Below are 13,657 nucleotides of genomic sequence, written 5' to 3'. Positions count from 1 at the left end.
ATGCGTATCGCGCTAGGAATCCAGTACGACGGCGCCGCGTTCTGCGGCTGGCAGTCGCAGCCGCACGGCAAGACGGTGCAGGACGCGCTCGAACGCGCACTGCGCGAGTTCGCCACCGTGCCGCTGTCCACCATCGTCGCGGGCCGCACCGACACCGGCGTGCACGGCCTCGGCCAGGTGGTGCACTTCGACACCGACCTCGACCGCACCCCGTTCTCGTGGGTGCGCGGCACCAACGCGTTCCTGCCCTCCACGGTGGCGGTGCAGTGGGCCAAGCCGATGCCCGACGCATTCCACGCGCGCTTCGCGGCGTTCGAGCGCACCTACTACTACGTGCTCTACGTGAACCCGGTGCGATCGCCGATGCTGGCGGCCCGCGCGGGCTGGATCCATGCGTCGCTCGACGTCGATGCCATGCGGGAGGCGGCGGCATGCCTCATCGGCGAGCACGATTTTTCGTCGTTCCGCTCGTCGGAATGCCAGGCGAAGACGCCGGTCAAGCATCTGTACCAGATCGACATCCGGCCGCAGGGCGACTTCATCCACTTCCGCTTTCGCGCCAACGCGTTCCTGCACCATATGGTGCGCAACCTCATGGGTTGCCTCGTGGCCGTGGGGCGAGGGCGCTATCCGGCCGCGTGGATGGCCGAGGTGCTGGCGGGCCGCGACCGCACCGCCGCCGCGCCGACCTTCATGCCCGATGGCCTCTATCTCGCCCAGGTAGGCTATCCTGATGAGTTCGCGGTACCCGCGCCGCATACTGCGAGCGTGCCGTGGAGCGCGATCTGGAGCGACGCGCCCGAAGGCCGTGCCTGAAGCGGCCCGCACCGCGAATCGCCCCAGTCAATCACGTTGCGATTGAAGCATCGAGACCAACACCGCATCCAGAACCATGACGTCAGCCGAGCAACTCCCCCCCGCGCACCGCACCCGCATCAAGCTGTGCGGACTTTCGACGCCCGAGGCGGTTGCGCACGCCATCGACCTGGGCGCCGACGCCGTCGGTTTCGTGTTCTATCCGCCCAGCCCGCGTTCGGTGAGCGTGGCGCAGGCGGTCGAGCTCACGCGCGACCTGCCGCCGTTCGTCTCGGTCGTGGGCCTCTTCGTGAACGCCACGCCGCAGTGGATGAGCGAAGTGGCCAGCAATGTCTCGCTCACCATGCTGCAGTTCCACGGCGACGAAACGCCCGAGCAGTGCGAGTCGCTGGCTTCCGTTGCCGGTTTGCCCTGGTTGCGCGCGCTGCGAGTCGCGGCCGATACTCGGCAGGCCGATTTGATAGAATCGGCTAATCGTTATTCATCAGCCAGCGGCCTGTTGTTCGACACCCATGTCGAAGGTTACGGCGGCGGCGGAAAGGTCTTCGATTGGTCACTTATTCCCGCAGGGCTCGCGCGTCGGGCCGTTTTGAGTGGTGGCTTGAACGCGCAAAACGTCAGTGATGCGATACGCCAGGTGCGTCCGTTCGCTGTCGATGTCTCCAGTGGCATCGAAGTGCCGGGCGCAAAGGGCGTGAAGGATCACGCCCGCATGGCGGCGTTCGTACGCGCGGTGCGCGAAGCGGACGCGGGATGAAATCCGGGGCGCATGCCCCTTTGGCCGGGACGGCCCGCGCAACGCGGGTCCTTCCAAGCCCGGCCGAGCGAGTGACTTATGTACAATTTGCCAGATGAACGCGGCCACTTCGGCCCTTATGGTGGCGTATTCGCTGCCGAAACCCTCATGCAGGCGATCGACGAACTGCGCGACGCCTACGCGAAATTCAAGGACGATCCCGGCTTCCGCGCCGAATATGAGCGCGAGTTGAAGCATTTTGTCGGCCGTCCGTCGCCGATTTATCACGCACAGCGGTGGAGCGAACTCCTGGGCGGCGCGCAGATCTATCTCAAGCGCGAAGACCTGAATCACACCGGCGCGCACAAGGTGAACAACGTGATCGGCCAGGCGCTGCTCGCCAGGCGCATGGGCAAGCCGCGCGTGATCGCCGAAACCGGTGCAGGCCAGCACGGCGTGGCAACGGCAACGATCGCGGCGCGCTTCGGCATGGAGTGCGTGGTCTATATGGGCGCCGAGGACGTGCGCCGTCAGGCCGCCAACGTCTATCGCATGAAGCTGCTGGGCGCCACTGTGGTGCCGGTCGAGTCGGGCTCGCGTACGCTCAAGGACGCGCTCAACGAAGCCATGCGCGACTGGGTCACCAACGTCGAAAACACCTTCTACATCATCGGCACCGTGGCGGGCCCGCACCCGTACCCGATGATGGTGCGCGACTTCCAGCGCGTGATCGGGGACGAATGCCGCGTGCAGATGCCCGAAATGACGGGGCGCCAGCCCGACTCCGTGATCGCCTGCGTGGGCGGCGGATCGAACGCGATGGGGATCTTTTACCCGTATATCGACGACACTTCGGTGCAGTTGATCGGCGTCGAGCCTGCCGGCGACGGCATGGACACGGGCCGTCACGCCGCCTCGCTCGCGGCGGGCACCGTGGGCGTGCTGCACGGCAACCGCACGTACCTGCTGCAAGACGAGAACGGGCAGATCATCGAGACGCATTCGGTTTCGGCGGGCCTCGACTACCCGGGCGTCGGTCCCGAGCACGCGTGGCTCAAGGACAGCGGCCGCGCGCGGTACGTCACGATCGACGACGAGGAAGCGCTCAAGGGCTTCCACGACTGCTGCCGCATCGAAGGCATCATTCCCGCGCTCGAATCGAGCCACGCGCTCGCGTACGCGGCGAAGCTCGCACCGACGTTGCCGAAGGAGAAAATCCTGCTGGTGAACCTGTCGGGCCGCGGCGACAAGGACATGCACACGGTCGCTGAGCGATCGGGCATCCAGTTCTGAGCGCCCGGAGCGACACAAGCGATGCGTGACGAGTTCGACGAGCCGCAGATGCCGGCGCCCGTGGGCGAGGTGAACGCCGAAGCGGCTGCTCTGGAGGCCGCAGAGGCGGTCGCCAACGCGGCCGCCGAGTTACCCATACTCGCCACGGTGCCGGAGACCATCCGGCTCCTGAACCGCGATTTTCTGACCGATGCAGCCAACCTGCCCGACGCCTCGATCGATCTGATCGTCGCCGACCCGCCCTATGGGCTTGGCAAGGACTACGGCAACGACTCCGACATGCGCTCGGGCGAGAACTTCCTCGCCTGGACGTATGAATGGCTCGACCTGGCGATTCCGAAGCTCAAGCCCACGGGCTCGCTCTACGTGTTCTGCACGTGGCAGTACGCGCCCGAGATCTTCGTCTATCTCAAGTCGAAACTCACGATGATCAACGAGATCGTCTGGGATCGTCGCGTACCCAGCATGGGTGGCACGACGCGCCGCTTTACCTCGGTGCACGACAACATCGGTTTCTTCGCGGTGTCGAAGAATTACTACTTCGATCTCGATCCTGTCCGCATCCCGTATGATGCCGCCACGAAGAAGGCGCGTTCGCGGAAAATATTCGAAGGTAGCAGGTGGCTGGAGCTCGGCTATAACCCCAAGGACGTCTGGTCCGTCTCGCGGCTGCATCGCCAGCACGCGGAGCGCGTGGATCATCCCACCCAGAAGCCCCTGGAAATCGTCGAGCGCATGGTGCTCGCGAGCTGCCCGCCGGGCGGCCGCGTGCTCGATCCGTTCATGGGCAGCGGCACCACGGCAGTCGCTTGCGCACGTCAGCAGCGCGAATTCGTCGGCTATGAAATTAACGAAAGTTACTGCGCGATCGCGCGCGAACGCGTCAGCGCGGCCGCCGCAAGCGCCGTTGCGGCCGGCGCCTGATGCGCCGCCGCCGGACCCACGCGCAGTAACGCCTAAAAGCTGAGGACCCTGAAATGTCCCGTATCAAGACCACGTTCGAGGCGCTTGCCGCCCATGGCCGCAAAGGCCTGATCCCGTTCATGACGGCCGGCGACCCCGACCCCGCGCGCACCGTCGAGTTCATGCATGCGCTGGCCGCAGGCGGCGCCGACGTCATCGAGCTTGGCGTGCCGTTTTCCGACCCGATGGCCGACGGCCCCGTGATCCAGCAATCTTCCGAGCGCGCGCTCGAGAAGGGCGTGACGCTCAAGAGCGTATTCGCCGACGTAAAGCGCTTCCGCGAAACCGACGACAAGACGCCCGTCGTGCTGATGGGCTACGCGAACCCCATCGAGCGCATGGGCGCCGATGCGTTCGCGCAGGCCGCGAAGGAAGCGGGGGTGGACGGCGTGCTCGTGGTGGACTACCCGCCCGAGGAGTCGGTCGAGTTCGCGGCGAAGATGAAGGCCGCCGACATCGATCCGATCTTCCTGCTCGCGCCGACTTCGACCGATGAGCGCATCGCCGAAGTAGGGCGCGCCGCGAGCGGCTATGTTTACTACGTCTCGCTCAAGGGCGTGACGGGCGCCGCGAATCTGGACGTTTCGAGCATCGCGGGTAAAATCCCGGCGATCAAGAAGCATGTCTCGCTGCCCGTGGGCGTGGGCTTCGGCATTCGCGACGCGCAAACGGCCGCTGCCGTCGCGCAGGTTTCGGACGCCGTGGTGATCGGCAGCCGAATCGTTCAACTGCTCGAACAGGCCGCGCCGGAGACGGCCGCCGATACCCTCACGGAGTTCATCACGGGCATTCGGTCGGCGCTGGACGAAGTCTCCGCCGGGTAGAGCTGGCAGGCTAGCGTAGTTGGCTAGATTCGAGACTGCTGTAAAATCCACTTTTCGCCATGCGCGGTCGGGGTCGGAACCCGGTCGGTTTTACCGATCGGGCGATGAAACGGTCCGCCGCGCCCGCGCATCACGAAGGTCAAGGAAGGAACATCAATGAGCTGGCTCGATAAACTGCTGCCGCCCAAGATCAAGCAAACCGATCCGAAGAGCCGCAAGAGCATTCCGGAAGGGTTGTGGATCAAGTGCCCGTCGTGCGAAGCGGTTCTGTACCGCAACGATGTCGAGGCAAATCTCCACGTTTGCCCGAAATGCGATCACCACATGCGCATCAATGCGCGCGAGCGTCTTGACGGCCTGCTCGATCCGGAAGGCCGCTACGAGATTGGCCAGGAGATCCTGCCGGTCGACGCGCTCAAGTTCAAGGACAGCCGCAAGTACCCGGACCGCCTGAAAGAGGCGATGGACGAAACCGGCGAAACCGACGCCATGGTGGTGATGGGCGGCGCGATCCGCACGCTGCCCGTGGTGGTGGCCTGCTTCGAGTTCTCGTTCATGGGCGGCTCGATGGGTTCGGTGGTGGGCGAGCGCTTCGCGCGCGGCGCGCAAAACGCGCTCGAGCAGCAAGTGCCGTTCATCTGCTTCACGGCTTCGGGCGGCGCGCGCATGCAGGAAAGCCTGCTTTCGCTCATGCAAATGGCCAAGACCACGGCCATGCTGACCAGGCTGGCCGAAGCCAAACTGCCGTTCATCTCCGTGCTGACCGACCCGACGATGGGCGGCGTTTCGGCGAGCTTCGCGTTCCTTGGCGACGTGGTCATCGCCGAGCCGAAGGCGCTGATCGGCTTTGCCGGCCCGCGCGTGATCGAGCAGACCGTGCGAGAAAAGCTGCCGGAAGGCTTCCAGCGCGCGGAATTCCTGCTGCAGAAGGGCGCGATCGACATGATCCTGGACCGCCGCAAGCTGCGCGACGAAATCGCGCAAATGCTGGCGCTGCTGCAGCGTCAGCCTGCCGACGCGGTGGCTTGAACCCGGCTTTGAGCGATCTGCGGCGCTGCGTGCGCCGCAAGCCGCAACGCTTTACCCGACGCGCCGCGAGCGAAAGCAAGCGGCGCGTTGTCATTTCCGCGATAATGCCGTTCTTTCGAAGCGGATCATTCGCGTGAACCCTCCGCCGTTGGCGGCGTCTCACGCGCAGCACCTGGCAATTTCTATCCTGATGAGTACCTTTCCCACCCTCGACGCGTGGCTCACGCACCTCGAAACTGCGCATCCGGTCGGCATCGACATGGGGCTGGACCGCATCCGTCAGGTGAAGGACGCGCTGGACCTCAAGTTCGACTGCCCGATCATCACGGTGGGCGGCACGAACGGGAAAGGCTCGACCTGCGCGATTCTCGAAACGATCCTGCTCAAGGCGGGCTATCACGTGGGCTGCCACACCTCGCCGCATCTGCTCGAGTTCAACGAGCGAGCGCGCGTGGACGGCCAGCAGGCCAGCGACGCCGAGCTGCTGCCGCACTTCGAGGCCGTGGAAGCCGCGCGCAATTCGCTCGCCACGCCCGTTACGCTCACGTACTTCGAGTTCACGACGCTCGCGATCATGCATCTGTTCGCCTCGCGCGGGCTCGATGCCGTGATCTTCGAGGTGGGTCTGGGCGGGCGTCTGGACGCCGTCAACGTGCTCGACACCGACTGCGCGATCATCACGAGCATCGACCTCGATCACACGGAATATCTCGGCGACACGCGCGAGAAGATCGCGTTCGAGAAGGCCGGCATCTTCCGTGCGGGCAAGCCTGCGATCTGCGCCGATCCGATGGCGCCGCAGTCGCTCATCGACCATGCCGAGGCGATCGGTGCCGAACTTTGGCTCTTCGGCCGCGATTTCCGCTACGAAGGGCAGCCCGGCAACGAGCGCCAGCAGTGGAGCTACGTGGGCCCGACGATGCGGCGCTCGGCGCTCGCCTATCCGGCGCTGCGCGGCGCGAACCAGCTGATCAACACCTCGGCCGCGCTCGCGGGCCTCGAGTCGCTGCGCGACCGCCTGCCGGTTTCCGCGCAAGACATCCGCCTCGGCCTCGCCAACGTCGAACTGCCAGGGCGCTTCCAGGTGCTGCCAGGCAAGCCTTCGATCATCCTCGACGTCGGCCACAACCCGCACGCGGCGGCCGTGCTCGCGCAAAACCTCGGCAGCATGGGCTATTTCCCGTACACCTACGCGGTGTTCGGCGCGATGCGCGACAAGGACATTGCAGGCGTGATCGAGCACCTGAAGGGCGAGATCGACCACTGGTGTGTGACCGACCTGCCGCTGCCGCGGGCGGCCACGGCCGAACAGCTCGAAGAAGTGCTGCGCGATGCGGGCGTGACGGACGGCGCCGACAGCAGCGTCACACGCTATGAAAATCCCGCTGCCGCGTTCCAAGATGCGCTAAAACGTGCAACCGAAAATGATAGAATTATTGTTTTCGGAAGTTTTCTGACGGTTGCCGGGGTGATGGCCTGGCGAAAGTCGCAGCAGCACTGACCGCCCGGCACCGTACGCCGCCCACGTAAGACAGGCCAGGTAGGCCAACAGCAAGCCATACATGGGAATTTTCTCGTTCGGCAAGAAAGATGACGCTGACGCGCCCCGCCGGCGCGGCACCGAGTCCGGCTCCAGCCGGCGCAGCAACCAAAGCACGCGCGTGGAGCGGCGCAGCCGCCGGCCGGACCGGTCGGGCGACGCCGAGGCGATGCTGCTCGACCCCACACTCCCTGAAAAGCAACGCGCGCGCCGGCGTCTCGTCGGCGCGATCGCGCTCGTGCTCGCGGCCATCGTGATCCTGCCGATGGTGCTCGATTCGCACCCGAAGCCCGTCACCGACGACATCGCCATCGACATTCCAAGCCGCCCGGTCGACAAGGCCGCCGCGCGCCAGCACGACGCCGAAGACACGCAGGCCGGCGTCGCGCCCGACAATCCCGCAGCCGCTGAAGCGACGCCAGGTGCGTCGGGCCTCGCGGCCGCTTCGGGCGCCGCGGCCACGCAGAGCGCCCAAAGCACGGTCAACACGCCGGCACCGGCTGCCAAAAGGCCCGCACAGGCGGCAGCCGCTCCCGCCCAGTCGACGCAAACCGCCCAAACGCAAAAGCCCGCTGCCAAGCCGGCCGCGTCGGCCAGCGCGACCGTCGCCGCGAACAGCAAGCCGACGACTGCCGCAAACGACGCCGCCGACACCGGCGGCGCAAATGGCGCGAAGGCCGAGTCCAGCGCCCCGGCGACGCCCCCGGGCGCGCGTTTCGCGGTGCAGCTCGGCGCGTTCTCGAACGGCACGACGGCGAACAATTGGGTAACGAAGTTGAAAGCGGCGGGAGTACCCGCATATACCGAACAGCGTAAGGAAGCAGACGGCACGACGCGCACGCTGCTGCGCGCGGGCCCGGTCCCGGACCGCGCCTCGGCCACGGCGGCGATCGCCAAGGTGCGTGGCGCCGGCCTGATGGCGGGCTCGAACGCCAACGCGGAATAAGCCGTCGATGTTCACCGCATTCGACTACGCTGTAATGGCGGTGATGGGCCTGTCGGCGCTGCGCGGCGCATGGCGGGGCTTGATCGGCGAGATTTTTGGATTGATTGGCTGGATCGCGGCGTTGCTCGTGGCCTGCCGCTACGTAGATCACGTAGTGCCCTGGATTCCGGCGAACTGGCCGGGCGGGGCGCTGACCCAGTGGCTGATCGCCTTCGCGCTGATCGTCATTGCCGTGGTGCTCGTGGCCGGCGTGGGCAACGCATTGATCGGCCGTCTGGTGCAGGTGAGCGGATTGTCCGGCGTGGACCGTTCGCTCGGGATGATGTTCGGCCTCGTGCGAGGCGTCGTGCTGGTGCTGATCCTCGTCGTCCTCGGCGGGCTGACCGAGCTGCCCCAGCAGGACTTCTGGCGCCACGCGCTGCTTCGGCCTTATGCCGTGCAGGGCGTGCTCGAACTGAAACCGTTGTTGCCCGAGGCGCTCGCGGCCTACGTTCACGTCTGATCAGAAACTGATCGGACGCGATGCGAGGCGCAGCTTCCCGGCAACACTGCCCATTTGCGGCGCTCGACCGGTGTGAATGAAGCCGGGTGACCCGCGACCGATTTCGCTTTTTTGAAGGACCTGCCATGTGCGGCATCGTAGGCGTAGTTTCCCGCTCTCCCGTCAACCAGCTCCTCTATGACGCGCTGCTGCTGCTGCAGCACCGCGGTCAGGACGCGGCCGGCATTGCCACCGCGAACGGCAGCACGTTCCACATGCACAAGGCCAACGGCATGGTGCGCGACGTGTTCCGCACGCGCAACATGCGCAGCCTCCCCGGCACCAGCGGCATCGGCCAGGTGCGCTACCCGACGGCCGGCTCGGCGTCGAGCGAAGAAGAAGCCCAGCCGTTCTACGTGAACGCGCCGTTCGGCATCGTCCTCGCTCACAACGGCAATCTCACGAACTGGCAACAGTTGAAGGAAGAGATGTTCCGTGTGGATCGCCGCCACATCAACACGCATTCCGACACCGAAGTGCTGCTCAACGTGCTCGCGCACGAAGTGCAGCTCGCGACCTCGGGCCTCGAGCTCGACCCGGCCGCGCTCTTCAAGGCGGTTGCGGGTGTGCACCGCCGCCTGCGTGGCTCGTACGCGATCGTCTCGCTGATCTCCGGCTACGGCCTGCTCGCGTTCCGCGACCCGTTCGGCATTCGCCCGCTGTGCATCGGCAAGATGGAAACGCCGGAAGGCACCGAATGGATGCTCGCATCGGAATCGGTGGCGCTCGAAGGCATCGGTTTCGAGTTCGTGCGCGACGTTCGCCCGGGCGAAGCGGTGTTCATCGACTTCGACGGCAACCTCTACTCGCAGCAATGCGCCACGGCGCCGACGCTCAACCCCTGCATCTTCGAACTCGTGTATCTCGCGCGTCCGGACTCGGTCCTCGACGGCGTGCCCGTGTACAACGCGCGTCTGCGCATGGGCGACTATCTCGCCGAGAAGATCAAGCGCGAGCTGCCCGACGTGAAGATCGACGTGGTGATGCCGATTCCCGATTCGTCGCGCCCTGCGGCCATGCAGGTCGCGAACAAGCTCGGCGTGGAATATCGCGAAGGCTTCTTCAAGAACCGCTACGTGGGCCGCACCTTCATCATGCCGGGCCAGGCCATGCGCAAGAAGTCGGTGCGCCAGAAGCTCAACGCCATGGGCATCGAGTTCAAGGGCAAGAACGTGCTGATCATCGACGACTCGATCGTGCGCGGCACCACCTCTCAGGAAATCGTGCAGATGGCGCGTGACGCCGGCGCGACCAAGGTGATCTTCGCTTCGGCGGCGCCGCCCGTGAAGTACCCGAACGTCTACGGCATCGACATGCCCACGCGCGGCGAGCTCGTAGCGCACGGCCGCACCGATGACGAAGTGGCGCGCATCATCGGCGCCGATTACCTCGTGTATCAGGACGTGGACTCGCTCAAGCAGGCAGTGCGCGACATCAATCCGGAGTTGAAGCAGTTCGAGGCTTCGTGCTTCGACGGCGACTACATCACCGGCGACATCACCAGCACTTACCTCGACAACATCGAGACCGCGCGCCTCGCGCCCCAGGCGCAATCGGACCGCGACGCCGCGAGCGACGCGATGGACGGCGGCTCCCGCTCGCAATTGCACCTGCAGCTCTCGGTGGAGTGATCCCTTCGGCAAACGCGAGCGTGAGGCTCGCGTTTGCGCCGATTCCGAAAGCCCGCTTTCTGCCGACGCAAAAGCGGGCTTTTTTGCGCCTGCGCGTGCAGGATCGAAGCCTGATTGTTCAGCACACGGAGAACACGAACATCGACGACACCTTAGCTCGCGGACGATCTCGCACGCGGGCTCGATGCGGCGCAGTAAGTAGTTTTAAGCAGGGGTTGTATCATCGTGGGTCGGGCGCTGCCCGGCCCATTTCCTTTTTCTTTCCCGTGAGTTCGCCATGCCCATCGTTCGTGCGTTGTTCGTCTATCCCGTGAAGTCATGCGGCGCGATCGCGCTCGACGATGCGCAGCTCGGCCTGAAGGGCATCGAGTGGGACCGCCATTGGATGGTCGCCGACGAGAACGGCCGGTTCGTCACGCAGCGCCAGTACGCCGCCATGGCGCGCATCGTGCCCGCGTTCGTCGAAGACGGCGTGCGCCTCACCATGGAAGGCATGAGCGAAGCGCTCCATCTGCCGTTCGCGCAGCGCGGCGGCGAGGCGCGCGTGCCGGCGACGGTCTGGGACGACGATTTCGAGGCGCTCGACGAAGGCGATCACGCGGCGCAGTGGTTCACGCAGGCGATAGGCGTGCCGGTGCGGCTGCTGCGCTTCGCGCATGACGTGACGCGTCTCGCGAGCAAGAAGTGGACGAACGGCGAAGACGCGCCCACGCAATTTGCCGACGGCTTTCCGATTCTCGTGACGAGCGAGGCGTCGCTCGCGCAACTCAACGAGCGCCTCGCGGCGAAGGGCGCGCCGCCAGTGCCGATGGCGCGCTTTCGTCCGAACATCGTCGTCGGTGACATTGGCGACGCATTCGAGGAAGACTTCATCGACACGCTCACCATCGAATCGGCTACAGGCGGCGAAGAGGTCGTGCTGCGTTTCGTGAAGCCCTGCGCGCGCTGCCCGATCACGACGATCGATCAGCTATCGGGCGAGCGCGACGCGCAATGGCCCACCGAACCGCTCGACACGCTGGCCGTGTTCCGCGCCGATCCGCGCGTGGACGGCGGCCTCACATTCGGCCAGAACGCGATGGTCGTGACGGGCGCGGGCAAGCACGTGACGGTGGGCGCACGCGCCGAGTGGGAATACCGCTTCGACGATTGAGGGGCGCTTGCGCGCTCAGTGTGACGGCAGCGCGCGCCACTGGCCGGGCGCGAGCCCAAAGCGGCGCGTGAATGCGTGCGTGAACGCGCTTTGGTCGCCGAAGCCGACTTCGAGCGCGATGTCGGTGAGCGAGGCGCGCGGGTCGGCGAGCAGCGTGAGCGCCGTGTCGAGCCGCAGCCGCTGTAAATAGCGATGCGGCGTCTCCCCGAACGCTTCGATAAAAAGCTGATGAAAGCGCCGCATGCCGAAGCCGCAATGCGCGGCGAGATCGGCAATACGCAGCGGCTGGGCGAGATGCGCGCGCAGCCACCGGTCGATGCGCGCGAAGTCCAGCCCGGCAGCCGCGCTGAACTGGGCGCTGGCCGCCACGCCGGTTTGTGCAATGAAAGCCGCGCACAGACGCGCCGAGGCGTCCCAGTGAAAGCGGCGCGCGCGCAGGTCGGCACTGTCGCGCGGCGGCGTGGCTGCGGCGGCGCGCTGCGCGATCTGATTCACGAGCTGCGTGAGCGCGGGGTCGAGGCGCACGGCGCGCGCGGTGTCGAACAGCCGTTCGGGCACCGCGAGCGTTGCCGCGGGCAGGTCGAGCACGAGCTGGCGGTTATCGCCAATACCCATGTAGTCATGCCGAGCGCCCGCCGGAATGAGCCACGCGGAACAACTGTCGATGCGCTCGCCCCGGCCGTTCACGGTCATCTCCATTTCGCCGTCGAGACCGAGCACGATCTGGTGAAAATCGTGCAGATCGGTTTCCTCGATCGCGCCGTAGCGGCGCAGTTCGACGCCGGGCGCGGTGACGGGAGCGTGGTGATGCGGATTCATGATGACCGGTTGCGATTGCAAATAAGGCGAGCGCCGTGAAGCGTCAAGCGGGCATCAGACGTCGAGCAGTTCGACTTCGAACACGAGCGTCGCGTTCGGCGGAATCACGCCGCCCGCGCCGCGCACGCCGTAGCCCAGTTGCGGCGGAATCGTCAGCTTGCGCACGCCGCCCACCTTCATGCCCTGCACGCCTTCGTCCCAGCCCTTGATGACCATGCCGCCGCCCAGCACGAACGCGAACGGGTCGTTGCGGTCCTTGCTCGAATCGAACTTCTGGCCGTCCGTCAGCCAGCCGGTGTAGTGCACGCTGACGGTCTGGCCGGCCTTGGCTTCGGCGCCGGTGCCTTCGGTCAGGTCCTCGTACTTGAGGCCGGATTCGGTGGTCACGATAGACATGGAAAAACTCCTGATTCGGATAGGTTGGACCCGTTATTGTAGGCGCTTTGCAGGGCCGGGCGGGCGGCGGCTCGTCGGGCACGCCGGTTGCTCACTACGCGCTGCCTATAATGGGGACCGCTCGCCCGGCTTGTGGCGAAACACGAGGAATCAGATGTCGACTTCGCAAAACCGTACCGAGCGCACGGCGCGCCTGTGCGCCGAAGCAGCGCTGTTCATGCGCGACCACGTGCTCTCGCGCGTCTCGCATGATCTGCGCAGTCCGCTCAATGCAATTCATAGCTGGGCTTACGTGCTCGAACGCAAGATCGACAACGCCGACGCCTCCGCGCAACGTGCGCTCGGCGGCATTCGCACGGGCGTGGAGCAGCAGGTCCGGCTGCTCGAAACGCTCGTCGATACCACGCGCGCGCAGACGCGCAAGCTGCGTATCGAGCGCGCGCCGTTCGCCGTCGCGGCGCTGCTCGGCGAAGCCGTGGATGACGCCCGCGCCGCGCTCGGCGATGCGCGCGGCGTGACATTCGCCGTGCAGGACGCGACAGGCGCGGCGACGCTCGACGGCGACCGGGAGCGCATTGCGCAGGCGCTGTGGCTGATGCTGGTGTTCGCGGCGGAAACGAGTGCTCAGGGAGCCAGCGTGACGCTCGCGGCGAGCGCGAGCGCCACTGCCGCCCAACTCGAAGTGCAATGGCGCGCCACGCGTGCGGCGCTCACCGACGGCGCGCTGGCGCACGTGCTGGAACCGTTCGCGCGCGCTCAGGCGAGCGAGCAGCAGGAAGCGGGTCGCTACGCCTGGGTGCTGGCGCTGTGCCATCGCGTGGCCGAGGCGCATGGCGGACGCTTCGAGGCGCCGGCTCTCGTGGGCGAGGGCGAGGAGATGGTGCTCGTACTGAATGTGCCGCTGAGCGGCGCGTGAGCAGGGTCGAGCCGGATCGCCTCTGACCGACTGCCGCGTGAGCGGCGGGCCGGC

At 66.1% G+C, this 13,657-nt stretch carries 14 protein-coding genes; 12 read left to right on the top strand and 2 right to left on the bottom strand.

Annotated features, from left to right (window positions below; all coding sequences use genetic code 11):
- The 11 genes from truA (at position 1) to AB4Y36_RS03780 (ending at position 11,472) form a co-directional block, all read left to right on the top strand.
- On the top strand, positions 1-816 hold the full coding sequence (gene truA, locus AB4Y36_RS03830) for a tRNA pseudouridine(38-40) synthase TruA (protein WP_368616467.1): 816 nt from the start codon (positions 1-3) through the stop codon (positions 814-816).
- A gap of 76 nt (positions 817-892) precedes the next feature.
- On the top strand, positions 893-1,573 hold the full coding sequence (locus tag AB4Y36_RS03825; RefSeq protein WP_368682349.1) for a phosphoribosylanthranilate isomerase: 681 nt from the start codon (positions 893-895) through the stop codon (positions 1,571-1,573).
- A 78-nt stretch (positions 1,574-1,651) separates the two neighbouring features.
- Positions 1,652-2,845: a tryptophan synthase subunit beta gene (gene trpB / locus AB4Y36_RS03820; RefSeq protein WP_368682348.1), complete on the top strand. Its 1,194-nt coding sequence runs from the start codon at positions 1,652-1,654 to the stop codon at positions 2,843-2,845.
- A gap of 21 nt (positions 2,846-2,866) precedes the next feature.
- On the top strand, positions 2,867-3,769 hold the full coding sequence (locus AB4Y36_RS03815) for a site-specific DNA-methyltransferase (protein WP_069261379.1): 903 nt from the start codon (positions 2,867-2,869) through the stop codon (positions 3,767-3,769).
- Positions 3,770-3,822: 53 nt separating this feature from the next.
- Positions 3,823-4,632: a tryptophan synthase subunit alpha gene (gene trpA / locus AB4Y36_RS03810; RefSeq protein WP_342946973.1), complete on the top strand. Its 810-nt coding sequence runs from the start codon at positions 3,823-3,825 to the stop codon at positions 4,630-4,632.
- Positions 4,633-4,788: 156 nt separating this feature from the next.
- Positions 4,789-5,661: an acetyl-CoA carboxylase, carboxyltransferase subunit beta gene (gene accD / locus AB4Y36_RS03805; RefSeq protein ID WP_069261377.1), complete on the top strand. Its 873-nt coding sequence runs from the start codon at positions 4,789-4,791 to the stop codon at positions 5,659-5,661.
- A 190-nt stretch (positions 5,662-5,851) separates the two neighbouring features.
- Positions 5,852-7,162, top strand: coding sequence for a bifunctional tetrahydrofolate synthase/dihydrofolate synthase (folC, locus tag AB4Y36_RS03800; RefSeq protein WP_342946974.1), 1,311 nt, complete (start codon positions 5,852-5,854; stop codon positions 7,160-7,162).
- 61 nt (positions 7,163-7,223) lie between these two features.
- A complete protein-coding gene (locus AB4Y36_RS03795; protein WP_368682347.1) occupies positions 7,224-8,147 on the top strand; it encodes an SPOR domain-containing protein in 924 nt (307 codons plus the stop codon).
- A 7-nt stretch (positions 8,148-8,154) separates the two neighbouring features.
- Positions 8,155-8,649, top strand: coding sequence for a CvpA family protein (locus AB4Y36_RS03790; RefSeq protein WP_069261374.1), 495 nt, complete (start codon positions 8,155-8,157; stop codon positions 8,647-8,649).
- 125 nt (positions 8,650-8,774) lie between these two features.
- Entirely contained in the window at positions 8,775-10,319 is a 1,545-nt protein-coding gene (purF, locus tag AB4Y36_RS03785) for an amidophosphoribosyltransferase (RefSeq protein ID WP_069261373.1), read from the top strand.
- Between the two features lie 277 nt (positions 10,320-10,596).
- Positions 10,597-11,472 carry an MOSC domain-containing protein gene (locus AB4Y36_RS03780; RefSeq protein WP_069261372.1) on the top strand — a complete coding sequence of 292 codons (876 nt, stop codon included), beginning with the start codon at positions 10,597-10,599 and terminating at the stop codon, positions 11,470-11,472.
- Positions 11,473-11,487: 15 nt separating this feature from the next.
- On the opposite strand, the gene AB4Y36_RS03775 is transcribed toward AB4Y36_RS03780, so the two are convergent.
- Complete coding sequence (locus AB4Y36_RS03775) at positions 11,488-12,291, bottom strand: AraC family transcriptional regulator (RefSeq protein WP_069261371.1); 804 nt, start codon at positions 12,289-12,291, stop codon at positions 11,488-11,490.
- Between the two features lie 54 nt (positions 12,292-12,345).
- On the bottom strand, positions 12,346-12,687 hold the full coding sequence (locus tag AB4Y36_RS03770; protein WP_028202932.1) for an FKBP-type peptidyl-prolyl cis-trans isomerase: 342 nt from the start codon (positions 12,685-12,687) through the stop codon (positions 12,346-12,348).
- Positions 12,688-12,841: 154 nt separating this feature from the next.
- On the opposite strand from AB4Y36_RS03770, the gene AB4Y36_RS03765 reads away from it, so the two are divergent.
- Positions 12,842-13,603: a sensor histidine kinase gene (locus AB4Y36_RS03765; protein ID WP_368682346.1), complete on the top strand. Its 762-nt coding sequence runs from the start codon at positions 12,842-12,844 to the stop codon at positions 13,601-13,603.
- Positions 13,604-13,657 lie beyond the last annotated feature (54 nt).

This window comes from Paraburkholderia sp. BR10936 (assembly GCF_040965735.1).
In the GTDB taxonomy this organism is placed as follows: domain Bacteria; phylum Pseudomonadota; class Gammaproteobacteria; order Burkholderiales; family Burkholderiaceae; genus Paraburkholderia; species Paraburkholderia nodosa_A.
The sequence above is the reverse complement of the archived record's forward strand: the minus strand, read 5'-3'. Positions and strand labels throughout refer to the sequence as shown.